Here is a 23,794-nt window from a genome sequence, read left to right as displayed (position 1 = left end):
GCCTGCCGGACGGCCGTCCGGGCGTCGCCCCCCACCTCTACCTCCGTAATTCCCCGGAGTGACAGAAGTATTCGGGGACCTTCATGGTTATGAACGGCAAGTGTAGGCAGGGCACCTCCAGCAGCCCAGCAACCAGGGGGGCTTCCCCTCGGGGCTAAGAGGGAGTACACGGCTCCCCGGCTCCATGCCGATTTGGCTGGAAACTTCAAGCAGCGGGAAGTAAGGGCGCCCCCTGCCCTGTTCTCGCAGGACTTCAATCAGCAGAAGGACCGACTCTCGTGGCCACCCAAGTTCCCATCGAAAAGGTTCGTAACATCGGTATCTCCGCCCATATCGACTCGGGCAAGACGACGCTCTCCGAGCGCATCCTCTTCTATACGGGCCGCATCCACGAGATCCACGAGGTGCGTGGCAAGGATGGCGTTGGCGCGAAGATGGACTCGATGGACCTGGAGCGTGAGAAGGGCATCACGATCCAGTCTGCCGCCACGTACGCGATGTGGGGCGAGTACAACATCAACCTGATCGACACCCCGGGACACGTTGACTTCACCATCGAGGTGGAGCGCTCCCTGCGCGTGCTCGACGGCGCCATCCTGGTTCTCTGCTCTGTGTCCGGCGTTCAGTCCCAGTCCATCACGGTGGACCGGCAGATGAAGCGCTACAAGGTTCCCCGCATCGCGTTCGTCAACAAGATGGACCGCGCGGGCGCCAACTACGAGCGCGTGGCTGCCCAGCTCAAGGAGAAGCTGAGCCACCACCCCGTGCGCCTCCAGGTTCCGATCGGCGCCGAGGACCGCTTCCAGGGTCTGGTCGACCTCATCCAGATGAAGGCCTTCTACTTCGACGGTGAGAGCGGCGAGAAGATCCGCGAGGAGGCCATCCCCGCCGACCTCCAGGAGAAGGCCAAGGCCGACCGCCAGGAGATGATCGAGAAGATCGCCGAGGTGGACGACGAGCTGGGCGAGTTGTTCCTGGCTGACGCCGCCATCACCAACGAGCAGATCGTGGCCGCCATCCGCCGCGCCACGATCGGGCTGAAGATGACGCCCGTCATGTGCGGCTCCGCCTACAAGAACAAGGGCGTGCAGCTGCTCCTCAACGCCATCTGCGCCTACCTCCCCAACCCGGCGGAGATCACCAACGAGGCGCTGGATCAGAAGAACGCCGAGGCGAAGGTCATCCTCGAGTCCAACCCGGACAAGCCCTTCGTGGGCCTGGCGTTCAAGCTGGAGGACGGTCGCTACGGTCAGCTCACCTACATGCGCATCTACCAGGGCAAGGTGAGCAAGGGTGACTTCATCGTCAACCAGGCCAACCAGAAGAAGGTCAAGGTCCCGCGTCTCGTTCGCATGCACTCGAACGAGATGAACGACATCAACGAGGCGCGTGCCGGTGACATCGTCGCCCTGTTCGGCGTCGAGTGCGCCTCCGGCGACACGTTCACCGACGGCACCGTGAACTACACGATGACGTCCATGTTCGTGCCGGACGCGGTGATCTCGCTCGCCGTGGCGCCGAAGAACCGCGACGCCCAGGCCAACTTCTCCAAGGCCCTCAACCGCTTCACCAAGGAAGACCCCACCTTCCGCGTGAACCGTGACGAGGAGTCCGGCCAGACGATCATCAAGGGCATGGGTGAGCTGCACCTGGAGATCTACATCGAGCGCATGAAGCGCGAGTACAACTGCGAGGTGGTGGCCGGTAAGCCGCAGGTGGCCTACCGCGAGACCATCTCCCAGAAGGGCGAGTTCGCCTACACGCACAAGAAGCAGACCGGTGGTTCCGGTCAGTTCGCGCGCGTGTGCGGCTACGTCGAGCCCCTGCCGGCCGACGCCGTGCAGCAGTACGAGTTCGTGGACGACATCGTGGGCGGCTCCATCCCCCGCGAGTTCATCCCCGCGTGCGACAAGGGCTTCCAGGAGGCCATCAAGAAGGGCTCGCTCATCGGCTTCCCCGTGGTGGGTGTGCGCGTGGTCATCAACGACGGCGCGTTCCACGCGGTTGACTCGTCCGAGCAGGCGTTCAAGACGGCCGCCATCATGGGCTTCCGCGAGGGCTACGCGGCCGCCAAGCCGATCATCCTCGAGCCGATGATGAAGGTGGAGGTCCAGGCTCCCGAGGACTTCCAGGGCTCCGTGGTCGGTCAGATCAACCAGCGCCGTGGCACCATCCTCGAGTCCAGCACGGCCGAGGGTTACGTGACGGTGGTGGCCGAGGTGCCGCTGAACACCATGTTCGGCTACTCCACGGACCTCCGCTCGGCCACCCAGGGTAAGGGCGAGTTCACGATGGAGTTCGCCAAGTACTCGCCGGTGCCGCGCAACGAGGCCGAGGCCCTGATGGCGCAGTACAAGGAGAAGCTGGCTGCCGAGCAGGCCGCGCGCAAGTAATGCCGCACTGCACGGCCTGACAGTTCCAGGCTGTTGAAGCAAGGCGCCTCCCCCGGGGGCGCCTTCGCTTTTTTCGGGCCCGGCGGTTCATTCCCGCGCGGGCCCTCCGGGGACTTCCCCCACAACGAGAATCCATGACTTTTGAAGACCTGAAGCTTGCCGAGCCCCTGCTGCGCGCCGTGAAGGCCGAGGGCTACTCCGCTCCCACGCCCATTCAGGCCCAGGCCATCCCGCACGTGCTCGCGGGCAAGGACGTGCTCGGCTGCGCTCAGACGGGTACCGGCAAGACGGCGGCGTTCACGCTGCCCATCCTCCAGCGGCTCTCCGTGGGCCGCCCGCCGCCGCCCGCTCGCGGCCGCCCCATCCGCTCGCTCATCCTCAGCCCCACGCGTGAGCTGGCCGCCCAGATTGGCGACAGCATCCGCGCCTATGGGCGCTTCACCGGCCTCACCAGCGCCGTCATCTTCGGCGGCGTGGGCCAGAACGCCCAGGAGCAGGCCCTCAAGCACGGCGTGGACATCCTCGTGGCCACGCCGGGCCGCCTGTTGGATCTGATGGACCAGGGCTTCGTGTCCTACAAGGCGCTCGAGGTGTTCGTCCTCGACGAGGCGGACCGGATGCTGGACATGGGCTTCATCCATGACGTGAAGCGCGTCATCGCGAAGCTGCCCACGCAGCGGCAGACGCTGTTCTTCTCGGCCACCATGCCGCCGGAGATCCAGGGCCTGGCCAACAGCATCCTGAAGAACCCGGTGCGGGTCGAGGTGGCGCCCGTGGCCACCACGGCGGAGACCATCGATCAGCGGCTGTACTTCGTGGAGAAGGAGCAGAAGCGCGGCCTGCTCGTCCACCTGCTGCAGACGGACAAGGCCATCGAGCGGGTGCTCGTCTTCACGCGCACCAAGCACGGGGCGAACCGCGTGGCGAAGCAGCTGGAGACGGCGGGCATCGGCGCGGCCCCCATCCACGGCAACAAGAGTCAGAACGCGCGCGAGCGGGCGCTGGCGGACTTCAAGTCCGGCGCCTGCCGGGTGCTGGTGGCCACGGACATCGCGGCGCGGGGCATCGACATCGACGGCATCACCCACGTCATCAACTTCGATCTGCCCAACGTGCCCGAGACGTACGTGCACCGCATCGGCCGCACGGGTCGGGCGGGCGCCGCGGGTATCGCCCTCTCCTTCTGCGACACCGAGGAGCGCGCGTACCTGAAGGACATCGAGCGCACCATCCGCCGGCGCGTGCCGGTGGTGGAGGCCCATCCGCACCGCTCCAACTTGCCTGCCCCCGTGGCTGGAGCGCTTGAGTCGGCTCCGGCGGCTCGGCCCCAGCAGGGCCCCCGTGCGCCGCAAGGGCAGCAGGGACAGCAGGCTCGGGGCGAGCGCCGCGAGGGCTTCGGAGGACGCCGCCGGCGCGGCGGTGGTGGGCGCGGTGGCAACGGACGCGGTAGCAGTGCCGGAGGCCCCAGGGGCCAGGAGTCGGCGCGGCCGCCCCGGAGCGACCGTCCCGCCAACCAGCAGGCCTCGGCCTCCCCGGCGGCACCGCCCGCCGTTTCCCAGAGGCCTCGCGCCCCCAAGTGGCTGTAAAGAAGCAGCCGTGACGAGAACCTCCGTACCGCATTCGAGGCAACCGTGACCCTGCTCCGCGCCGCCGACGTTCAACTCTCTTTCGGCAGCCGTACCGTCTTCCAGGGCCTGACGCTCACCATTGAAGAGGGTGAGCGGGTGGGCCTCGTGGGAGTGAACGGCTCCGGCAAGTCCTCGCTGATGAAGATCCTGGCGGGGGTGGCGCGCGCGGACGCGGGGGAGCTGCAGCTCCGCCGAGGGGCACGCGTCACCTACCTGCCGCAGGAGCCCGAGTTCGCTCCGGGTGCCACGGTGGCCTCGGAGTTGAGCGTGGCCCAGGGGCCGCTGAGGGAAGCACTGGCCGCGCAGGCCGAGCTCACCCGGCGCATGGAGTCCACCCCCACCCAGGGCCAGGAAAAGTTGATGGAGCAGCTCGCGGCGCTGTCCGACCGCATCGAGCAGCTCGGCGGCTGGGACACGGAGCACCACGCGAAGACGCTGCTGGACCGGCTGGGCGTGAAGGACTGGGACCGGCCGGTGGCCGAGCTCTCCGGCGGTCTGCGCAAGCGGGTGGCCATCGCCCGCGCGCTGCTGACGCGTCCGGACATGCTGATGCTGGACGAGCCCACCAACCACCTGGACGCGGACACGGTGGACTGGCTCGAGGAGGAGCTGGACAAGCTGCCCGGCTCCCTGCTGCTGGTGACGCACGATCGCTACTTCCTGGACGAGCTGGTGGACCGCATCGTGGAGATCCAGCCCGGCGCGGGCGTCATCTCGTACCCGGGCAACTACGAGGCGTACGTAGAGCAGAAGCTGGTGGCCCAGGAGAACGCGGCCATCGCCCAGCACAAGCGCGAGCGCTGGATTGCCCAGGAAGTGGCATGGCTGCGCAAGGGCCCAGAGGCGCGGCGCACCAAGAGCAAGGCGCGCATCGAGCGGGCACGCAAGCTGATGGAGGAGAAGGGCTTCCAGCGGCCGAAGGTGGCGGGGCTGCAGGTGATGCAGGCGCCCCGGCTGGGCCACACCGTCATCGAGGCCGAGGGCGTCCAAAAGTCCTACGGCGAGCGGAACGTGCTCAAGGGCGTGAACCTGCTGCTCCAGCGCGGCGAGCGCGTGGGCCTGGTGGGACCCAACGGCGTGGGGAAGACGACCTTCCTGCGGGTGCTGCTCGGGGAGCTGCCGCCAGACTCCGGCAAGGTGGTCATCGGGAAGAACACGAAGGTGGCGTACTACGACCAGACGCGCGCCTCGCTGGACCCGGAGCAGACGGTGTACGAGGCGGCCTCGCCGCGCGGGGACGACTGGGTGGAGCTGGGAGATCAACGGGTGGCGCTGCGCGACTACCTGGACGACCTGCTCTTCCCCGTGCCCATGCAGCGGATGAAGGTGAAGGCGCTGTCGGGCGGCGAGCGCAACCGACTGCTGCTCGCGCGGCTCTTCCTCGAGGGCGCCAACGTCCTCGTGCTGGACGAGCCGACGAACGACCTGGACATCGTCACGCTGAACATCCTCGAGGGGCTGCTGCTGAACTTCACCGGCAGTGTGCTGTTGGTGACGCACGACCGGTACTTCCTGGACAAGGTGGCCACCTCCATCCTGGCCTTCGAAGGCGACGGGAAAGTCACACGGTACGAAGGCAACTTCGCGATGTACCGGCGGCTGAAGGAGCAGGCCGAGGCACGCGCCGCGGCGGCTCCCTCCCCCACGGCGAAGAAGGCTGAGCCCGCGTCCGTGGCCGAGCCGAAGCAGGCGCGCAAGCCGGGGAAGCTCTCGTACAAGGATCAGCGCGAGCTGGACGGAATGGAGGCGGCGATCGAGGCCGCGGAGACGCGCAAGGCGGAGCTGGAAGCACAGCTCGTGGACCCCAGCGTCTACTCCAACGGAACGAAGGCGGCCGAGGTGCAGAAGGACCTGGACGCGGCGGCGGCGGAGGTGGATCGCCTCTACACGCGATGGCAGGAGCTGCAGAACCAGGCAGCAGGAACCTGAGCCCCCAAGAACCCAATTGAGCAATGCCCCCTCTCCCTCTGGGAGAGGGCTGGGGTGAGGGTCATCCCGCCCCCATCTGAGGTCCCATGATTCGTCTCGACAACATCAGCAAGCAGCACGGGCAGCAGATCCTCTTCGTGGAGGCGTCTGCGCAGCTCAACAAGGGAGAGAAGGTCGGTCTGGTCGGTCCGAACGGAGCGGGCAAGTCCACCCTCTTCAAGATGATCGTCCAGCGGGAGCACCCGGACGAGGGGCAGGTGTCCATCGATCGCGGCGTAACGGTCGGCTACTTCGACCAGGACGTGGGCGAGATGGCGGGCAAGACGGCGGTGGCGGAGGCGATGGACGGTGCGGGGCCGGTGTCCGAGGTGGCGGCGGAGCTGAAGCAGCTCGAGGCGGCCATGGCGGATCCAGAGCGCATGGACGAGATGGAGAAGCTCGTGGAGCGCTTTGGCGTGGTGCAGGGGCGCTACGAGGAGCTGGGCGGGTACGCGCTGGAGGGACGGGCGCGGGAGATTCTGGCGGGCCTCGGCTTCACCGAAGAGATGATGGACGGGGACGTGGGGGCGCTGTCGGGCGGGTGGAAGATGCGCGTGGCGCTCGCGCGCATCCTGCTGATGCGCCCGGACGTGATGCTGCTGGACGAGCCCAGCAACCACCTGGACCTCGAGTCGCTCATCTGGCTGGAGACGTTCCTCAAGGGCTTCGAGGGCGCGCTGCTGATGACGAGCCACGATCGCGAGTTCATGAACCGCATCGTGACGAAGATCATCGAGATCGACGGTGGCGAGCTGACGACGTACACGGGCGACTACAACTTCTACGAGCAGCAGCGGGCGCTGAACGACAAGCACCAGCAGGCGCAGTACGAGCGCCAACAGGCGATGCTCGCCAAGGAGCTGAAGTTCATCGAGCGCTTCAAGGCACGCGCCTCGCACGCGGCGCAGGTGCAGAGCCGGGTGAAGAAGCTGGAGAAGATCGAGAAGGTGGAGCCGCCGAAGCGTCGGCAGACGCTGGTGTTCGAGTTCCAGCAGGCGCCGCGCTCGGGCGACGACGTGGCGAAGCTGGAGCGGGTGGTGAAGGGGTACGGCAAGCGCCGCATCTACAACGGCCTGGACTTCCTGGTGCGGCGAGGCGAGCGCTGGTGCGTGATGGGCGTGAACGGCGCGGGCAAGTCCACGCTGCTCAAGCTGATCGCGGGCGAGTCGCGGCCGGACGATGGCGCGGTGTCGCTCGGCGGCAGCGTGAAGATGGGCTACTTCGCGCAGCACGCCATGGAGCTGCTGAAGCCGGAGCAGACGGTCTACGACTCGCTGGTGGACAAGTTCCCTCGCGCGTCACAGGGCTCGCTGCGGGCACTGGCGGGGTGCTTCGGCTTCTCGGGCGATGAGATCGAGAAGAAGTGCAAGGTGCTCTCGGGAGGAGAGAAGGCGCGACTGGTGCTGGCGCAGATGCTCTACGATCCGCCCAACTTCCTGGTGCTGGACGAGCCCACCAACCACCTGGACATGGCGACGAAGCAGATGCTGATCACGGCGCTGGCCAACTACGAGGGCACGATGCTCTTCGTGAGCCACGACCGGCACTTCCTGGCGGCGCTGTCCAACCGGGTGCTGGAGCTGACGCCGGAGGGCGTCCACCAGTACGGCGGTGGCTACACGGAGTACGTGGCACGCACGGGCCACGAGGCCCCTGGCCTGCGCAGCTGAGTCTCGTCCCCCATCCCCATCCCCATCCCTCCCTCTCCCCCTGGGAGAGGGTCGGGGTGAGGGTATGCGTCAAGATGCCCGATACGAGAAGCTACGCGTTCGCGAGCGTGCTGTTGTCGACGCTGTTCAACAGCATCCACTGCTGGATGCTCGGTTCCTGCGCGATCACTGGGAGAAGATCGCCGTCGTGCGCCGCGGCCTGGAGATCCGCGAGGATCGAGCTCCTGGCCGCTGCATCAGATGACTTCCCGGCATTGAATCCCGGATCGAGTCTGATTCGACAGAGAGCCCTGTTGAACTCGTAGAGCAGCCAACCGCGCTCGCGCCAATCGCCTCGGATCTCGATGGCTCGGGTGAGCTCGGCTTCGGCTTCTGCCCAATCGGGCTTTCTCTGATCCTTCAACGCGAAGCCAAACTGAGCATGGGTGGTGTGCTCGACGTTTTCGGCATCCACCGCGATGAGCGCCCTGAAGATGGGGATGGTTCTCTCCATCTTGGGCTTGTCCTCCGGCTCCCTCCAATTCTCGCGCCGGACGGATTGTGCCAGGTAGAAGCTCTGCGCCCTCACACCGCACGATGCGGCCTTGAGCGCGGCATTCAGCTCTTCTTGAGACACCGGCGAGGAATCAAGAGCTGGATTGAGTTGCCGTTGGACGAGGCTCAGTGCCTTGGCGTCGAGGAGGGATTGATTCTCCAGCTCGTTCACCTTGTTCTCGACCTGCTTGAGCTTGCCTCCCAGGGACGCGGCGAGATCGGCCTGCTGGAGCTCCCCGGCGAAGTACAACCGAGTCCAGAGGTAGCTGAGCAGGAAACCAGAGACCAGGAAGTAGACGAGCAGCGCGGAGAAGAAGAGCCCGTTGCTCTTGAATCCCCCCAGGGCGGAGATGGTGTGCTCCGAGAATCTCCACAGGGCGTCTTTGATGGTGGAGGTTTGCGTCAGGCCAACGCCCACGAGGATCTTCGTGAGCCAGTCGGAGATCTGCTCGAGATTGGTGTTCGCCTGGTAGGAGAGCTCTCGTGACGGCTCCGCGGATGCATCTCCATGGGCACCGTTCCGCGAAGCATCCCTGCGGAGGTCTCGCTGGAGCGTCCTGGGGATACCAAAAAGAAACCCCAGCAACCCGCCCACCAACAAAGCCGCCCCTGTGAAGGCGGCCGTCGCCCCCACCATGGAGGCGAACTGCTCCAGGGTCGGAGCTTGAAGGGCATAGACCACAGCCATGCATCCGCCCAGGACGACCCCACCGGCAATCAGCGCCATGGCTCTTTCGGCTTGTGGGGTGTCTCTCGTTATCCTCGGGAACACGAGCCCCTCCGTAGGCCGCGATCAGTGATACCGGGCCTCCAGAAAGACTGGTGCTCTGGATGAAAGATGTGACGCGAGCCCCTACTCTGGAGATGGGGCGCGCAGCGCAGAGGGCGCTCGCATGGCGCCCGGGATATCAGAGCAGCTTGCCGGGGTTGAGGATGCCAAGCGGATCCACCGCGGCCTTGATGGCGAGGTGGAGCCGGTGGGCCTCGGGGCCGAGCTGGCTGGCGATGAATGGGCGCTTGAGCGAACCGACCCCGTGCTCACCCGTGATGGTCCCGCCCATGTCGAGCACCACGCGCAGGATGTCATCGAACGCCGCTCGGGCTCGCGCCACCGCGTCCGGGTCGTTCTGATCGAACACGAGCGTGGGGTGCATGTTCCCGTCACCCGCGTGTCCGAACGTGCCGATGAGCACCCCCCGCTGCTCGGCAATCCGCTCGACTGCCGCGAGCAGCTCCGCGATGCGCGAGAGCGGCACCCCAACATCATCGAGCAGCGTCGAGCCTTGCCGCTCGAGCGCAGGAAAGGCGAACCGGCGCGCGCCCATCAACAGCTCGCCCTCGGCCTCGTCAGCGGAGTGCGCGACAAATGTCGCCCCGGCGGCCTCGCAGGCGGCCACCATCCGAGCGCACTCCGCCACGCCCTGCTCGCCCCCAGCATCCGAGCGTGCCAGCAGGAGCGCGGCGGCCTCGACGTCCAATCCCATGGGCCTGGCGGCCTCCACGGCCCGGACGGTTGTGCGGTCCATCAACTCCAGGAGCGAGGGCCGGGTGTCGGCCATGATCTCCGTGACCGCCGCACCGGCCCCGACGAGCGTTGGGAAGGAAGCCACCAGCGTCGTGGCCCGGGGCGGACGCGGCCGGAGCTTCAACGTGGCCTCTGTGATGACGCCGAGCGTCCCCTCGGAGCCCACGAACAAGCGGGTGAGGTCATAGCCCGCGACGTTCTTGACCGTCCGACCACCGGTGCGGACAACGGAACCATCCGCGAGGACGGCCTCGAGCCCGAGCACCGCATCCCCGGTCACGCCGTACTTCACACAACACAGACCGCCAGCATTGGTCGCAAGGTTGCCGCCAATCGTCGAGAACTCCCAGCTCGCGGGATCCGGCGCGTACCAGAGCCCCAGCTCCGCCGCGGCCGCCTTGAGCGCGCCGTTGATCACCCCCGGTTGGACGACAGCGAACAGGCCTCGTCGGTCGATCTCCAAGATGCGGTTCATCCGCACCAGAGAGAGCACGATGCACCCGTCCATGGCGTTGGCGCCGCCCGACAATCCCGATCCCGCGCCGCGGGCGACCACGGGGACACGGAGGGCCGAGGCGACGCGAAGCACGGCCTGCACCTCGGCCGTCGAGGCCGGACGGACGAGGACACGAGGCGAGCCTGCCGGAGCCCACCCCGCCTGGTCTCGGCGGTGGGACTCGAGCACATCGGAGTCGGTAACGAGTGCATCCGGCGGCAGCACAGCCGCGAGCTCACGCAAAAGATCCACGCTCATCGATCCCGACGCTACCACGCCCCCCACTTCGAGGTCCCTGGTGCGCTACAAGCATCCCTCATGATCCCTCGCTCCATGCCCGTCCTCCTCGGCTTCACGCTGGCGGCCTGCGCCACGCAGCAGAACAACACCCGAGAGGTGCTCCAGCGCGTCGACAACAGGTTCTTCATTCAGGAGCCGTGCAAGCCCACGAGCACGGGCTCGCTCACCCGAGAGCAAGTCACCGGACTCGACGAGCTGTCTTCGTCCCTCCGAGAGCGAGTGCTCGCGAACCTTCCCCTGCAAGCCGCGGGGAGTACAGAGCGCGTGCGGTGCGAGGACGTCGCGGCTCGGCTCCTCGAGAAACGGCTTCAATCCCTCTGCTGGGTCGAAGCGCGCGTGACCGCGCAGCCCCAACTGAGCGTTCAGCTCGGGGCGCGTTACCAGGTCGGCACCATCATCTGGGTGACCCAGGAGAAGGACGCGAAGGTGCCGCCCGCGCGCATCATCGAAGCGGCGAAGAGTGCCCTGCCCAAGGACAAGGCGTGCACGCCGAAGACGCTCGAGAACATCCGAGAGCAGGTCTCCAAGCTCGGGAACTTCCACCAGGTGCTGGTCGAGCCGGGCCCAGCCGACAGCGAGCAGAAGCAGGTGACGCTGCTCATCGACGTCAAGGAGACGGCTCCCACCCCCCCGAAACAGCAGGCACCCGCTGACCAGAACACGAAGTAAGGAGACCCGGCCCCTCACGAGCGCTCACCGCGAGACGGCTCCACATGCATTGTTGGCCGGAAGCACTCTGCAGCCCTTTCGACGCCATACCCGCCTCCAGGGTAACCGCGGGAGGCCCCCTGGCGGACGTGGCCGCGTGCTGTGACGGCGAGGCAACAGACGAAGGCTGCGGTCCGTGCCGGTGCGCCGAGAGCGGAGACGAGCCCGAAGAGAGAAACATCGGCCGCCCAGTGGATGTCTTGAGTGGCTTCGCGTGGCTGGAGCGGATGGATATCGGCATGGTCTCTCCATACGGGCCGGACGTCCTCTTCACCCGCACCTACTTCCACGCACTGGGCGCAGTCCCGGGAGGGAATGACGACCGTCGGGCAGCACGAGTTGAAGCACGTGGCGGATATACAGTCGGACCTGTCGGAGGCCACCGTCAACGGCAAGTTCCAGACCATGAGGCTCAATGGTTGGATGAAAGACTCCAAGCTCTCGCTCGTACTCTGTCTCGTTCTCGTGGGCTGCTCATCCAGCGCCAGAATGATCATGTCCCGGGATGAAGGAGCACAAGGCATTCCTACCCTCGTGCTCTGGTCCATCGAGGTCTCGCCGAACGTCGATCACTCCCCGAGATTCGCGGTATACCCATCGGGCATCGTCATCTACAGGCAGGAAGCACGGGCTGATGAGGTGCCCCGGTACAAACAGGCCAGGGTGTCTTCCGAGCAGTACGCACGATTGGCCGGGCCCGAGCGTCTCGAGATTCTGACCTATCTCGAGGAAAGCTATATGGTTTCCGACGCCACCGAAGCGCCTAGCAACATCATTCAGTGGCGGACCCGCGAGAATCGCGTGCGTCAGCGTGAAGTCCTGGGCCCGCTGGGTGCGGGCGCGGTCGTCGAGCGGGCCAGAACGCCCTCCGCATTCCTCTCGCTTTTCGACGCCATGGCTTCCTTCGACGCGCCCGATGCCAGGACCTATGTGCCAGAGGCTGTCGAAGTGATTCTGCGCCGCGCGCGTTCGGGCGATACGGTTTCATGGCCACCCGAGTGGCCTGAACCCCGACCCTCGGGGGCTGTCACGGACAACGAATCGCCCGAGGAGCGTCTCGTCGCGGTCTTTCCGGGCTCCCGTTTCGGGGAGGTTTTCAAGTGGGTCTCGGAACATCACAAGGCTGGCCGAATCGTCGCCTACAAAGGCCAGCTCTATGTGGCCTATGTCCGCGCGGTCCTGCCAGGCAACCCCACCGTACGCGCCACGGCTGAGGCTGACGCATAATCGCTAGAGGGACTCTTCCTCATGGGCAGGGGCCTCCAGGCCCCTGCCCCAGCGAGCAGAAGCAGGTAACACTGCTCGTCGACGTCAAGGAGACCGCTCCGGCTCCCGCCGCTCCGTAGAAGGCAGGAGGCGCAGCTCAGCGATTCGCTGCTCGGCGAGCTCGCGGAGGAACCCCGCCGTCCGAGCGAAGTCCTCTGGCAACCTCGTGCGGAGCAACGCGATCGCCTCCTCGAAGCGCTCCAGCTCACGGAAGGCCTCGGCCTTCATCAAGAGATCGAACGGGTCCTCCACGGGGAGACGGTCCGCGAGCGCCCGCAGGTTCTCGCGCGCTTCAGGTGCGCGCTCCGCCCAGGGAACCCAGGGCACGTCCTGCTGCCGGAAGGGCTCATTGCTGGCCCACCAGGCCTGGATCCGCAGATAGGAGGCCTCTTCCCAGGACTCCGCCACCCCCGCCGCGAGCGCGGCCAACAACTCCTGCTCGGTCAGGTGCGTCACGTAGGGTGCGGCCATCCACTCGGGCGGAGTTTCCACGAACGTGCCTTCGGCATCGGAGACCTGCCTCCGCAGGGAAGCAGAAGCCCCCACCTCTTGCAGCGAGAGCACCAGCCTCTGTGCCTCGTGCTCGGACAGATTCCGGGCCGCCACAACAGGAGTACGCGCGAGCAGCGCCTTGACCTCCGCGAGCCCCTGCTTCGAGTGCTCACGCAGCCGGGCCATGACCTCCACTCGCCGAGCGCCCACCTGCTCCAGGAGCACTTCGTACACGGACTTGTCGAGGGGAGCGTTCTCGATCGACCCCACCTCTTCCGCCCGATACACCCAGAAAAAGCCGCCGCACTGGTGGCAGCGCGTGATGCTCGGCCGGTCTGGGAGCATCGGCGACACCACCCGGCCATCCGTCCAGCGCCAGGCCCCAAAAGTATTGCCAGACCTCAACGAGTCGTACCGGTGCAGCGCCCTGCAGGCCGGACATGCGATGACGAGCTCGGGACCCGGAATCATCTCCTCGAGCACTACCCCGAACACTCCGAACGTCGCAACACCCCCCTCCACCAGGAGGTATTGGCCCCCTCGCGAGCGCCGCGTAAAAACCCGCGCATGTTCCGACACACGCCCCTTGCCGTCCTCGGTCTCTCACTGGCCGCCAGTGCCACCGGTACACAGTTGGGAAACACCCGGCTGGTGCTCGAGCGCGTCAACACCACGTTCTTCATTCAGAGGCAGTGCCAGCCCACGAGCACGGCCTCACTCGCCTCGAACCAGGTCACCGGGCTCGACGAGCTGCCCGCGGCCCTTCTTCATCTGGTGCTCGCGGACCTCCCCGTGCAGGCGGTGGGCAGCTCGGAGCTCGCGGAGTGCCAGGGTCTCGCGGCGCAGCTCGTCGAGAGCCGGCTCCGGGCTCTCTGCTGGCCGGAAGCACGTGTGACGAACCAGGGAGATACGGCGACCGGAGCCGCCACCGCCCTGCCCCGCCTGAGCGTCCAGCTCGGGGCCCCCTCTCGAATCGGCAATATCTTCGTGAGCTTCGGCGGAAACCCGAAGGTGTCACCCGTACGCATCACCCAGGCGGCGAAAAGCGCGCTCCCCCAGGACAGGGTCTGCACGGTGAGCACGCTCGAGGAGATGCGGTCGCGGGTCTCCAAGCTCGGGACCTTCCAGCAGGTGAAGGTGGTGACAGGCGCCCCCGATGAACGAGAGAAGAACAAGGTTCCCCTGATCATCGATGTCGCCGAGTAGTCCTCGGGCTCCGGGTCACGCGGCAGGTCACCCGGAGCAGGGTGCCTACTTGGGCATCATCCCGAAGGCCTTGAGCATCGCCACGGCGATGCCCATGAGGCTCTCACCAGCGATGAAGCCCGAGCTCACGGGGAGCACGGTGGCCTCCGCCAGCCTCGCCTGCTTGCGGCGCAGGAACTCGGCGATGGCCGCGCCGAGGAAGAAGCTGATGGAGCTGGAGCCCGGAATCACGATGGCCAGGCCCAGGCCCGACGCGGAAGGAATGAAAGGCTTCGCATTCTTCGGAGCCCAGCGCTCCAGCAGCACCAGCGCCACGCCCAGCACCAGGCCGCACAGCGCGCCGATACGCGCGGACACGTGCAGCATGCCCAGCCCGTTCATGAGCATCTTCGACACGCCGGCCCACACCAACGACGAGGGGGCGGGGAACGCCTCGGTGCCCAATACGTCCGCGCTCGGCACGAGCAGGTTGAACGCGGGCACCACCACCGCCGCCCCAGCCACCACGCCGAAGAGCTGGGCGAAGAACTGCTGGCGCGGGTTGGCGCCCAGCAACCACCCGGACTTGAGGTCCGTGAGCAGGTCCGCCGAGTGCAGGCCCACGCCCCCCGTGGCGTTGGCGCTCATCACATTGGCGGTGAGGTTGCCGGGCAGCAGGCCGCCGTAGATGAGCTGGGTCACCGGTCCAAGCGCCTTGGTCGGCGTGGTATCCGTCTCACCCGTGACGCGCGAGGCGATGACCCCCATCACCACGGACAGCGGCAGGGCGATGACGCCCGCCCACCACGGAACCTGGAAGAGGTAGGCCAGTAGCGCCACCACCACGGGGCCGAGCACCAGGAAGCCCAGCGGAAACCAGGTGGGCGGACATTCGATATCAGCGAGGGGATCCTTCTCCTCTTCGGCCTTCTTCCCGAAAAGGCCCGAGAGCGCCTTGAAGGACTTCGCCACGCTGCGCCACTGGAAGGCGAAGGACAGCAGGCCCGAGGAGACGAGCACCGAGGCGCCCGTCCACAGCGCCCAGGTGTTGATGGCCTTGTACGACACCTCGGGGATGACGCCGCGGCGAACCATCTCCGGGGCCAGGAAGCCATAGTTGAGCACCGCGCCCAGCAGCATGGACCAGCCCGTCTTGATGCTCACCAGCGCCCCAGCGCCCACCAGCAACAGACTCAGGTCCAACGAGAGCGTCCACGCCCCCGCGGGCTTGCCGCCGATGGTGAAGGGCAGGCTCAGCTTCGCGGGCAGGTTCCACACCAGCCACGAGGCCTTGGCATCCCGCCAGAAGGCGATGAGGGCGCCGATCAAGCCCGCGATGCCCAGGTAGCGCGCCTTGCCGCGCGAGCGCTCGTCATGCCCGTGGAGCGCCTGGAGCGTCTCGGCGGTGGCGGTCCCCGTGGGGAACGGAAGCTGCTCGATGTTGATGAGCTGCCGCTTGATGGGGATGGCGGCGAAGACGCCCAGCGCGGACACCACCGCGAACCACGCCACCAGCCATCCCGAGGGAGGAAGTGTCCCGGTGAGCATCAGCAGCGCGGGCACAGCCGACATGTTGCCGCCGCCCGTCATGTACCCCGCCGCCGAGGCCACCGAGCCCATGGCGTTATTCTCGAGCGTGGTGAAGTCCCTCCTCAGCAACCCCACGCCGCGCAGCAGGCCGAAGGAGGCGAAGGCGAGGATGCACGCGGTGATGGTGACGCCCAGGCTCCAGCCCGTCTTGAGGATGACGTAGAGGTTGGACAGGCACATCACCGCGCCGATCACCATGCCGGCGATGACGGCACGCACGGTGAGCTGGCGCTCGCCACCCTTGTAGACGTTCTCGAGCCAGTAGCGCTCGGGGTCCTGGGTCGCGGTGGCGCGCCCCTGCTGGGGCGCGGACTCGGGCGAAATCTGCAGCTGCTGAGGCGAGGGCGAGGCAGGCTGACTCATGGGGGCCCCGAGGATATCGGAACACCCCCTACCCGACGAGTGGGGATTACCGCCTCGGGTGCCCGCTCAGTGAGCGCCGCCAGGCCCGTGGGCGTGGCCGTGCTCGTTTTCCTCGGCGGTGGCCGCACGCACTTCACGCACCGTCACATCAAAGTGGAGCGTCTTGCCCGCCAGTGGGTGGTTGAGGTCCACCACCACCGTCTCGCCCTTCACCTCACGAATGGTGATGGGGATGACGTCCCCCTCCGCCGTCTGCGCGGTGATGCTCATGCCGGGCTGGAGCTGGGCATTGGGCGGGAACATGCCGCGGGGCACCTCCTGGAGGCCGCGTGCGTCATGCTCGCCGTAGCCCTGAGAAGGCGGCACCACCACCTTCTTCGACTCGCCAGCGGACATCCCCTCGAGCTGCCCCTCGAGTCCCGGGACGATCTGTCCACGACCATGCATGTAGGCGAGCGGCTGGCCGGGCTCACTCTGGTCGATGACCTCCCCATCCCCTAGGTGCAACCGGTACTCCAACGAGACGACACTTCCCTTGGACACCTTCATGTGGCTGCTCCTTCTGTTCCTACGGGTATGGGACACCTGCTGGGCCGGGGCAACCCCGAACCTGTCTGGAAGCTCAGGAAGCGGACGATTCGGGCTCGAGCCGGGAGCCCTCAGAGTCGGACACCGTCGCGGGCTCACCCCGGGAGACGTAGACGGCGGCAGCCAGGTCCCCCGTCACGTTGAGTGTGGTGCGACACATGTCGAGGAAGCGATCCACGCCCAGCACCAGCGCGAGCCCCTCGGGGGGAATCTTGAACATGCCGAGGATCATCGCGATGACGGGGATGGAGCCAGCCGGCACACCCGCGGTGCCAATACCCGCCAGGACGCAGATGAACATCACGATGGCCTGGTCCGGCAGGCTCAGCTGTACACCGAACACCTGGGCCAGGAAGAGCACGGTGACACCCTCGAAGAGCGCGGTGCCGTTCTGGTTCATCGCCGAGCCGGCGGTGAGCACGAAGCGCGACACGTTGCGCGGCAGCTTGAGGTTCTCCTCGGCCACCTTCAGCGCGGTGGGCAGCGTGGCGCTGGAGGACGCGGTGGAGAAGGCGGTGACGATGGCCAGGCGGCAGTCTCGGAAGAAGGCCAGCGGGTTGCGTCCCCCGAGGAAGCGCACGGAGAGCGAGTACACCCCGAACATGTGCAGCCCGAGCGCCAGCAGCACCACGCCCACGTAGGATGCCACCTGCATCAGCACGCCCATGCCCAGGCGCGCCATCATGCTAAAGAGCAGCGCGCCCACGCCAATGGGCGCCAGCCTCAGCACTCCGTCGATGAGCCGCATCATCACGTCGTGAAGGCCTTGGATCGTCTCGCGCAGCCGCCTCACCGCCGGGTTGTCCGTCAGGGCGAGCCCCAGGCCGAAGATGAGCGAGAAGACGATGAGGGCGATCATGTCCCCATCCGCCGCCGCCTTCAGCGGGTTGGTGGGAATCATCGAGGCGATCAGAGAAGGCACCGAGGTGTCGCTCGGCGAGGGGGCCGCCTTCACCGAGGAGGTGCCCTTCATCGCCAGCGCGCGCGCCTCCTCGCTCAGCCCCACGCCCGGCTGGAGCGTGTTGACCAGCAGCAGCCCGATGAGCACCGCGATGCTGGAGACCACCACGGTGTAGCCCATGGTCCGCAGGCCCAGCCGGCCGAGCTGCTTCAGGTCCAGCTCGCACACGCCCGTCACCAGCGCGGAGAAGAGCAGTGGCACCACCAACATCAGCAGCAACCGGAGGAAGATCTGCCCCACCAGCGAGGTGATGTTCGTCACCACCCAGTCGAGCCATGGCGAGCCGCCCGCCAGCCTGTTGGCGGCGATTCCCGCCACCGTACCGATGACGATGCCCAGGAGCATCTTCTGGTGCTGCTTCATCCGGGTGCCTCTTCGCGTGTTGCTGGGGGAAACGCCCCCTGGAGCCCAGGGGGGCAGCGCACACTACCGGTGATTCGGGGTGGCGGATACCTTCTCGTCGGGAGCTGTCTCCGGCCGAACCCCCGGTCCCCGAGCCAGCTCCTCCGCCGTCTCACGGAGCCGCCCGGCCACCCGCTCGGCCCACTCCGGCTCCACCTCCATGCACGCCGCCTTGCGCCCCAGCCGCAGCGCCGCCGAGGGCATGGAGCCACTCCCCGCAAATGGGTCCAGCACCCACTCCCCCGGCCGGCTCCACGTGCGCACCAGGGGCTCCAGCACGGAGAAGGGCTTGTGGTGGGGGTGGTTACCCCAGCGCGCCGCCTCGGCGTCATCGTCGTAGCCCCCCACCACCGCCCAGACGGTGGGCAGGTCCCCTGGAGCCAGAGGGGGCGCAGGAGTGCGCGAGAACACCAGGGCCACCTCGTAGACGCGCAGCAGCTGCTCGTTGGCGTTCTTGTCCGTGGTGCGCTTGCCCCAGACGTACTCGCCCCGCAGGTGCCCGAACCCCAGCGAGCGCGCCACCGCGATGATGGGCTCCTTGCCCAGCAGGTTCGTCCAGATGGCCAGCGTGGCGTCTGGCGTAAGGTGTGCCACCGCGCGCGTCATCCATGCCTCGGTGAAGGTCCGGTAGTCACGCACCGTCTCGAAGCGCACGATGGGGTTACGGTCGATTTTCTTGTTCGCGCGGGGGTCTCTCAGATCGCCCCCCTTGCGGCGCCGCGTCAGCAGGCAATACGGCGGATCCGTGTGCAGGAAGGTGGCCTTCGCCTCTCCCAGCACTGTCCGGTACCCCCCAGGCTCCCGGGCATCGGCCCGCACACAGCGGAAGGTCTCGCTCTCGTCGTGAGGATTCATCCGGCGTGCACCCTACCCCAGCCGCCCCGCTTCACCACCGCGCCGCGAGCGGCCCCGCTCGCGTGACGGCGAGAATCTGCCCCACGGCTACCCGCTCGTGCGACTTGAAGACGGCGAAGTCGTCTCCCTGCTCGGTGACCACGTCCACCACCAGGTCGATGAAGGCCTCACCCTCACGCAGTTGGACCGCCACCGGCCGGTGCTTCAGAACCGCCTCCTCGAGCACGTCGAGGAAGTCACAGCGACCCACCTCGTCCTGGCATATCCGAGTCATCGTCTCGCTGCCTCCAGCGCGAATTCCCCCGCGCTGCATTCCTCTACGTAACCACACCCGGACTCCCCGCCCACCGGAACGAGCACGGGACCCCCACCTCTCCGTCCCATCCGCCGTTGGCTGATGCACACCTGCTCACCGTTTGCGCCGACTCCGCATCGGAGCTCCAAACCGCTGGGCCTCGTCTACCCACCGGCCCCGGAGACGCGCCTCGGTCGCGAGCGCCTCGTCCCACGAAGGTCCATCCGGCAGCAACCGAGATGCGTGCTCAAGCGTGAGCCGCTCCAGTGCACGCTCCTCGCACAACCGCCGCAGCTCGTGCGCATCCAAGCCACAGGCGGCCAGGTAGGCCCCGCGTTCCTCCCGCGGGACGTTGAGGCGCGTCCACCAATCCGCTTCGGCCCGCGCTACCTCCTCGGCAGAGGGGACGAGCCCCAGCGTGCGGGCCCACCCCGCAAGCAGCGCCCGGCGCAAGCCCTCCTCGGCCAGCTCCCCCGCGTCAGGCGCGGCGCGCAGCTGCTCGAGCACCTCCTCCGCGGACACGAGGCCCGACTCCGTCGCGCACAGTCCCTCCACGAGGCGACGGCGACGCACGTACGAGGACGGCGGAGGCCGGCGGGTGCTCGCGCTCTTGGGGGCTTGCGCTCCGGAGGCCACAAAGGCTGCGGCGGCCTGAATGCAGGCCCGGGCATCCTCGCGCTTAAGGTCCTCGAGTCCTCCAGCGGCCCAGGCCTCCCACTTCGCTCGGGTGGCCGGACGCCACACCCCGCTCACGGCCGCTAGCACCCGGGGCCAGGTGCGGTCCTGGTAGAAGATCGCCGCCGCCGCGTCCACCAGCGTCTGGGCCTCCCGAGGAGAGAGCACCCGCGCGCGCCGAGCCAGCCGAGCCGCGTGGCGCACGTTGACGAGCGGCACCGTGAGGGCCCGAAAGCCGTGCTCCGCGTCCGCGTGGAGCAGCGCCACCTCGGAGTCATCCACCAGCTCTCCCCGGCGGTACGCCTCGAAGATGTGGCCCACGCCCACCACGCCATGAACCGAGAGCTCCGCCGCGCGCAGGGCCCCCATGCTGGCCCCGCCGAACACCGCCACTCCGGCATCGAGCGCGGCCAGCAGTTCGTGATGCCAGACAGAGGGCTGCGCCTCGAAGACACCATCCACCAGCGCGATGGCCTTCGGACGCAACGTGAGTGACCGCCAGATGTCTCCCTGGCGCGCGGGTGGCAGCACCCGGCAGGGGGCCAGCGCTAGAGCCTCTTCCTCCGGCATCGACGGGCCGAGGAAGACGATGAGCTCATCGGGATTGGGACGTTTCACAGCAACTCCGAGACGAGCAGGCCCGGCACCACCACGCGCACCACGTGGAGTCCGGGGAGAGGGGCCTCCAGCTCAATGGCGGCGGCCCGGGAGAAGCCCGCCTTGCTGAGCCGGGCCAGCACTTCGCGCACCGCTTCTTCTGGCGAGGACACCTCGTCGGAGCGGTCGGGCATGGCCTCCACGGCCCGTCGCGGGCGGACCTCGGCACACGCGGAGGCCAGAGCCAAGGCGGACTCGTGGTCCACCGCCGCCACATCCTCGCGCGCGCCGTGGATGTCGGTGAGCCGCGACTGCGCCGCCTCCAGCAAGGCCCCGAGCAGCGCCTGGTCCCGCCCCAGCGCGCACGCGTAACCCGCCGCGAGGGGTACCGGTCCCTGGTCCTGATCCACGAGCAGCGCCGCCCCCACGGGGAGGCCCACCGCACCAGGTGCCCGCGCGCCGGGCGAGAGATCAAAGAGGTAGACAGAGAAGCCTCGCGCTCCCAGGGCCCGCGCGAGCGCTGCCGTGCGAGGGGCGCCCTGCTCCAGCCCACCCGGGCGCAGCATGCGTGAGCGGATGACCTCCTCCGTCCACCCCTCTGGCAGCAGGCGCGCGAGTTGATCTCGCTCCGTCGCCTCCAACAGCGCATGCAGGAGAGCCCTCGCCCGCTCGGGATGCGCACCCGAGCCGTTGCTCGTCCACTGCACACACACCGGGCCAAGGGCCGGCGCACCGGTAGGCGGGCAATACACCCCCTGGGCGGGGACGAGCACGGGCTCGCCGGAGTGCAGCTCGGTTGCCTCGCTCCAAGCGCAACGCACCTCGCGACCCCACAGGCGGGGAACAACCACACCGCCCCGGCTCCCCAGGGCCTCGGCGCCCCAGACGGAGAGCCCCTGGGCCACCAACCCGTCCAGCGTCCCCCAGACGAGCCGTCCCCGCGGCACCGTCTCCGCGGCCCACAGCTCCGCCGTCTCCAGGAGGGCGCCAGCCGAAGCGGCCTGGAAATCCAAGCCCTTGCCATTGCACACCTGCAGCACATAGCCGCCTGGACGCACTGCGGCAGCCACCTCCACTCCGGCCCGGTCCAGCCCGGTCACCCGCGCCACACGGGTGACGCCGAGCGCACGGGCAAGCGGTTCGAGGAAGGAGGGAGTCAATGGAACGGGGAGTGGGAGGGCCACGGAGGAGCTCGGTGTTGGGTGTGCGTGGTCGAATCAGCGGGAAGCATGCTAGGGGAGACCGGGCTCAGGAGGCCGAAGAAGATGCTCGAAGTGGGACAAGCCGCTCCGGACTTCATAGGCACCGATTGTCAGGGACGCCCCTTCTCGCTCTCTGCCCTGAGGGGGCGGCGGGTAGTCCTCTTCTTCTTCCCCAAGGCCTTCACCATCGCCTGCACCGAGGAGACCCGGCACTTCCGGGATAACCACGAGCACATTCAGTCACTCGGGGCGGAGTTGGTGGGTGTATCGGTGGACTCGGTAAAGACGCAGTGCGAGTTCGCCGAGCAGGAGGACATCCACTTCTCTCTGTTAGGTGACGAGGCACGAACCATCAGCAAGGCCTATGACGTGCTCTGGCCCGTGCTGAGAGTGGACCGGCGCGTCACCTACATCATCAGCCCGGATGGCGTCATCGAGTCCGTCATCCGTCACGAGGTGCGCGTCTACAAGCACCTGGACGACGTGCTGAGTTACCTGCGAGAGCATCCGCTCCCCACGGTGAGAGTCTAGAGCTCCCAGGAGCAGAGGTACTCGCAGTGGCCGTTGCCACGAGCGCGGCACTTGGGGTGCCCAACCTGCACGTTGCGGCCTCCGCTCAGCTCAATGGCCCGCTGGTGCCAACCAATGATGGTGAGGCAATCCGCCTCGGTGACGCCCTCGGCGCCCACGGTGCGCAACACCGCGATCCGCTCCCCACGCTTCTCATAAGAGCGCTCACCCACCGCGTAGTAGAGCCGGTAGATCTCCGGCGCGTGGCTGAGGAGGAAATGCGGATCCCCCTTGCGGATGAACACGTGGTGGGGGCCCTTCAGGTTGTCCTCTGCAGAGGCCCGGCCCATATCGATAAAGGCCTTGCTGCGATCTCTGGGAGAAAGCGCAGCGGCGATAGCCGCGTCGAGCCGGAGGTTCAGCTCCAGGGGATACCAGCCGATGGGCATGATGACGCCCTCGAGGACTTTGCGATCCGCTGGAGGCAGCCGCTGGAGCACATCCTGGAGACACTCTTCTCCCCCCTGCGTCTTCAGCAGCTTGAGTCGGGCGATGAGGACACTTCCTTTGATGCGTGCGGCCGCGCTGTCCGTTGCCATGTTGCCGATCCCCCGGTGGGCCCCTTTTTTATTGTGTCAGCCGGATGAAGGGGCCAGCAACCTGCATTGGGCGGAGTCCTGAGTCGAGCAGGTACAGGTAGGTGAGCCCGATGGATGTACGCCCTCAGCGCGCTGCGATTTCCCGCAGATGGCTCTCCAGCTCCTCGCCGAGCTCCGTCGGCCGGCGCAGCACGGAGGCCATCAGGACCACCGTACCATCCGTCAGGTCGAGACGCGCCTTCACCCGACGAAACCCCTCATGTGTCTCCGTGCGCAGTTGCTGGACATCCCCGCGGAGTTGCTGGACCTCGCCGCGCCAGGTGACGAACTCGGCCCCCAGGATTTCCATCAACGTTTCCTGTCTCGTCATTCGAGAAGTCAGATCGAACACCTGGGATTCCAGGCTGCCCATCCGCGCGCGCAGGTTCTCCATCTGCACTTCCAGGCCGTCCATCCGCGCGCGCAGGTTCTCCATCTGCACTTCCAGGCCGTCCATCCGCGCGCGCAGGTTCTCCATCCGCGCTTCCAGGCCGTCCATCCGCGCTTCCAGCCGCTCCATCCGCGCTTCCAGGCCGTCCATCCGCGCGCGCAGGTTCTCCATCCGCGCTTCCAGGCCGTCCATCCGCGCTTCCAGGCCGTCCATCCGCGCTTCCAGCCGCTCCATCCGCGCGTCCAGGCCGTCCATCCGCGCGTCCAAGCTGCCCATCCGCGCGTCCAGCCGGTCCATCCGGACCCCCAGACCCTGAATGGCCTGCAGAATCTGGACGCCAATGTCGCTCCCTATCGTCTCCGCCATCTCCTCACCCTCCTCGCCCTCCGGGGCATCGCGCGAGCCATCCCAGGCCCAACACGTGCAGGATAGCGGTACACACTGACGACGCGAAACTTTTTCTAACCTTTCAAGTAGGGTCAATCCCACCCCGACTCAGAACCTCTCCCGTCACCAGGATCCCCTCGAAAAAACCCCCTTTAACTTTTCGCCAGCTCCGGGG

At 67.2% G+C, this 23,794-nt stretch carries 20 protein-coding genes; 8 read left to right on the top strand and 12 right to left on the bottom strand.

Annotation, left to right across the window (positions count from 1 at the left end):
* Positions 1-278 precede the first annotated feature (278 nt).
* The 4 genes from fusA to F0U60_RS16880 all read left to right on the top strand — a co-directional run bounded on the left by fusA (position 279) and on the right by F0U60_RS16880 (position 7,659).
* Entirely contained in the window at positions 279-2,393 is a 2,115-nt protein-coding gene (gene fusA / locus F0U60_RS16895; RefSeq protein ID WP_395820793.1) for an elongation factor G, read from the top strand.
* A 134-nt stretch (positions 2,394-2,527) separates the two neighbouring features.
* Entirely contained in the window at positions 2,528-3,979 is a 1,452-nt protein-coding gene (locus F0U60_RS16890) for a DEAD/DEAH box helicase (protein ID WP_395820791.1), read from the top strand.
* Positions 3,980-4,024: 45 nt separating this feature from the next.
* The gene (locus F0U60_RS16885) at positions 4,025-5,950 is read left to right on the top strand and encodes an ABC-F family ATP-binding cassette domain-containing protein (RefSeq protein WP_395820788.1); all 1,926 of its coding nucleotides are present in this window, start codon (positions 4,025-4,027) and stop codon (positions 5,948-5,950) included.
* An 86-nt stretch (positions 5,951-6,036) separates the two neighbouring features.
* Positions 6,037-7,659 (top strand): ABC-F family ATP-binding cassette domain-containing protein, encoded by a 1,623-nt coding sequence (locus F0U60_RS16880; RefSeq protein WP_395820786.1) that lies wholly within the window; start codon positions 6,037-6,039, stop codon positions 7,657-7,659.
* A 91-nt stretch (positions 7,660-7,750) separates the two neighbouring features.
* On the opposite strand, the gene F0U60_RS16875 is transcribed toward F0U60_RS16880, so the two are convergent.
* Together F0U60_RS16875 and F0U60_RS16870 are read right to left on the bottom strand one after the other, a co-directional pair.
* Positions 7,751-8,920, bottom strand: a complete 1,170-nt coding sequence (locus F0U60_RS16875) for a hypothetical protein (protein ID WP_395820783.1) — start codon at positions 8,918-8,920, stop codon at positions 7,751-7,753.
* Between the two features lie 181 nt (positions 8,921-9,101).
* A complete protein-coding gene (locus tag F0U60_RS16870) occupies positions 9,102-10,472 on the bottom strand; it encodes an FAD-binding oxidoreductase (protein WP_395820780.1) in 1,371 nt (456 codons plus the stop codon).
* 75 nt (positions 10,473-10,547) lie between these two features.
* On the opposite strand from F0U60_RS16870, the gene F0U60_RS16865 reads away from it, so the two are divergent.
* Together F0U60_RS16865 and F0U60_RS16860 are read left to right on the top strand one after the other, a co-directional pair.
* A complete protein-coding gene (locus F0U60_RS16865; protein WP_395820777.1) occupies positions 10,548-11,183 on the top strand; it encodes a hypothetical protein in 636 nt (211 codons plus the stop codon).
* Between the two features lie 354 nt (positions 11,184-11,537).
* Positions 11,538-12,449 carry a hypothetical protein gene (locus tag F0U60_RS16860; protein ID WP_395820775.1) on the top strand — a complete coding sequence of 304 codons (912 nt, stop codon included), beginning with the start codon at positions 11,538-11,540 and terminating at the stop codon, positions 12,447-12,449.
* An 84-nt stretch (positions 12,450-12,533) separates the two neighbouring features.
* On the opposite strand, the gene F0U60_RS16855 is transcribed toward F0U60_RS16860, so the two are convergent.
* Positions 12,534-13,502: a ribosomal protein L7/L12 gene (locus tag F0U60_RS16855; RefSeq protein WP_395820772.1), complete on the bottom strand. Its 969-nt coding sequence runs from the start codon at positions 13,500-13,502 to the stop codon at positions 12,534-12,536.
* Between the two features lie 45 nt (positions 13,503-13,547).
* Between F0U60_RS16855 and F0U60_RS16850 the strand changes: the two genes are divergently transcribed.
* The gene (locus tag F0U60_RS16850) at positions 13,548-14,186 is read left to right on the top strand and encodes a hypothetical protein (RefSeq protein ID WP_395820768.1); all 639 of its coding nucleotides are present in this window, start codon (positions 13,548-13,550) and stop codon (positions 14,184-14,186) included.
* 45 nt (positions 14,187-14,231) lie between these two features.
* On the opposite strand, the gene F0U60_RS16845 is transcribed toward F0U60_RS16850, so the two are convergent.
* From F0U60_RS16845 to F0U60_RS16815, 7 genes are all read right to left on the bottom strand, one after another.
* Positions 14,232-16,118, bottom strand: a complete 1,887-nt coding sequence (locus tag F0U60_RS16845) for an OPT family oligopeptide transporter (protein WP_395820765.1) — start codon at positions 16,116-16,118, stop codon at positions 14,232-14,234.
* Between the two features lie 66 nt (positions 16,119-16,184).
* Positions 16,185-16,667, bottom strand: coding sequence for a peptidylprolyl isomerase (locus F0U60_RS16840; RefSeq protein WP_395820763.1), 483 nt, complete (start codon positions 16,665-16,667; stop codon positions 16,185-16,187).
* A 73-nt stretch (positions 16,668-16,740) separates the two neighbouring features.
* Positions 16,741-18,030 (bottom strand): dicarboxylate/amino acid:cation symporter, encoded by a 1,290-nt coding sequence (locus F0U60_RS16835; protein WP_395820760.1) that lies wholly within the window; start codon positions 18,028-18,030, stop codon positions 16,741-16,743.
* Between the two features lie 63 nt (positions 18,031-18,093).
* Positions 18,094-18,924 (bottom strand): DNA-methyltransferase, encoded by an 831-nt coding sequence (locus F0U60_RS16830; RefSeq protein WP_395820757.1) that lies wholly within the window; start codon positions 18,922-18,924, stop codon positions 18,094-18,096.
* 31 nt (positions 18,925-18,955) lie between these two features.
* Complete coding sequence (locus tag F0U60_RS16825; protein ID WP_395820755.1) at positions 18,956-19,198, bottom strand: hypothetical protein; 243 nt, start codon at positions 19,196-19,198, stop codon at positions 18,956-18,958.
* Positions 19,199-19,333: 135 nt separating this feature from the next.
* Positions 19,334-20,464 carry a TfuA-like protein gene (locus tag F0U60_RS16820; protein ID WP_395825281.1) on the bottom strand — a complete coding sequence of 377 codons (1,131 nt, stop codon included), beginning with the start codon at positions 20,462-20,464 and terminating at the stop codon, positions 19,334-19,336.
* A gap of 44 nt (positions 20,465-20,508) precedes the next feature.
* Positions 20,509-21,675 carry a YcaO-like family protein gene (locus tag F0U60_RS16815; RefSeq protein WP_395820753.1) on the bottom strand — a complete coding sequence of 389 codons (1,167 nt, stop codon included), beginning with the start codon at positions 21,673-21,675 and terminating at the stop codon, positions 20,509-20,511.
* An 81-nt stretch (positions 21,676-21,756) separates the two neighbouring features.
* Here F0U60_RS16815 and F0U60_RS16810 point away from each other — a divergent pair, with 81 nt between their 5' ends.
* On the top strand, positions 21,757-22,224 hold the full coding sequence (locus F0U60_RS16810; RefSeq protein WP_395820750.1) for a peroxiredoxin: 468 nt from the start codon (positions 21,757-21,759) through the stop codon (positions 22,222-22,224).
* Here F0U60_RS16810 and F0U60_RS16805 read toward each other — a convergent pair.
* Positions 22,221-22,802: a TIGR02265 family protein gene (locus F0U60_RS16805; RefSeq protein WP_395820747.1), complete on the bottom strand. Its 582-nt coding sequence runs from the start codon at positions 22,800-22,802 to the stop codon at positions 22,221-22,223. The genes F0U60_RS16810 and F0U60_RS16805 overlap by 4 nt on opposite strands.
* Before the next feature lie 124 nt (positions 22,803-22,926).
* The gene (locus F0U60_RS16800; RefSeq protein ID WP_395820745.1) at positions 22,927-23,598 is read right to left on the bottom strand and encodes a hypothetical protein; all 672 of its coding nucleotides are present in this window, start codon (positions 23,596-23,598) and stop codon (positions 22,927-22,929) included.
* Positions 23,599-23,794 lie beyond the last annotated feature (196 nt).

It is taken from the genome of Archangium minus, assembly GCF_044360475.1.
GTDB classification, from domain to species: domain Bacteria; phylum Myxococcota; class Myxococcia; order Myxococcales; family Myxococcaceae; genus Archangium; species Archangium minus.
The sequence above is the reverse complement of the archived record's forward strand: the minus strand, read 5'-3'. Positions and strand labels throughout refer to the sequence as shown.

Excerpts from the sequence above, each read along its gene's own strand:
- F0U60_RS16825 (WP_395820755.1), bottom strand. The coding sequence starts at position 19,198 with ATGACTCGGATATGCCAGGACGAGGTGGGTCGCTGTGACTTCCTCGAC.
- F0U60_RS16845 (WP_395820765.1), bottom strand. The coding sequence starts at position 16,118 with ATGAGTCAGCCTGCCTCGCCCTCGCCTCAGCAGCTGCAGATTTCGCCC.
- F0U60_RS16860 (WP_395820775.1), top strand. The coding sequence starts at position 11,538 with ATGACGACCGTCGGGCAGCACGAGTTGAAGCACGTGGCGGATATACAG.
- F0U60_RS16850 (WP_395820768.1), top strand. The coding sequence starts at position 13,548 with ATGTTCCGACACACGCCCCTTGCCGTCCTCGGTCTCTCACTGGCCGCC.
- F0U60_RS16810 (WP_395820750.1), top strand. The coding sequence starts at position 21,757 with ATGCTCGAAGTGGGACAAGCCGCTCCGGACTTCATAGGCACCGATTGT.
- F0U60_RS16820 (WP_395825281.1), bottom strand. The coding sequence starts at position 20,464 with ATGCCGGAGGAAGAGGCTCTAGCGCTGGCCCCCTGCCGGGTGCTGCCA.
- F0U60_RS16890 (WP_395820791.1), top strand. The coding sequence starts at position 2,528 with ATGACTTTTGAAGACCTGAAGCTTGCCGAGCCCCTGCTGCGCGCCGTG.
- F0U60_RS16840 (WP_395820763.1), bottom strand. The coding sequence starts at position 16,667 with ATGAAGGTGTCCAAGGGAAGTGTCGTCTCGTTGGAGTACCGGTTGCAC.
- F0U60_RS16800 (WP_395820745.1), bottom strand. The coding sequence starts at position 23,598 with ATGGCGGAGACGATAGGGAGCGACATTGGCGTCCAGATTCTGCAGGCC.
- F0U60_RS16875 (WP_395820783.1), bottom strand. The coding sequence starts at position 8,920 with ATGGCGCTGATTGCCGGTGGGGTCGTCCTGGGCGGATGCATGGCTGTG.
- F0U60_RS16865 (WP_395820777.1), top strand. The coding sequence starts at position 10,548 with ATGCCCGTCCTCCTCGGCTTCACGCTGGCGGCCTGCGCCACGCAGCAG.
- F0U60_RS16805 (WP_395820747.1), bottom strand. The coding sequence starts at position 22,802 with ATGGCAACGGACAGCGCGGCCGCACGCATCAAAGGAAGTGTCCTCATC.
- F0U60_RS16870 (WP_395820780.1), bottom strand. The coding sequence starts at position 10,472 with ATGAGCGTGGATCTTTTGCGTGAGCTCGCGGCTGTGCTGCCGCCGGAT.
- F0U60_RS16835 (WP_395820760.1), bottom strand. The coding sequence starts at position 18,030 with ATGAAGCAGCACCAGAAGATGCTCCTGGGCATCGTCATCGGTACGGTG.
- F0U60_RS16830 (WP_395820757.1), bottom strand. The coding sequence starts at position 18,924 with ATGAATCCTCACGACGAGAGCGAGACCTTCCGCTGTGTGCGGGCCGAT.
- F0U60_RS16880 (WP_395820786.1), top strand. The coding sequence starts at position 6,037 with ATGATTCGTCTCGACAACATCAGCAAGCAGCACGGGCAGCAGATCCTC.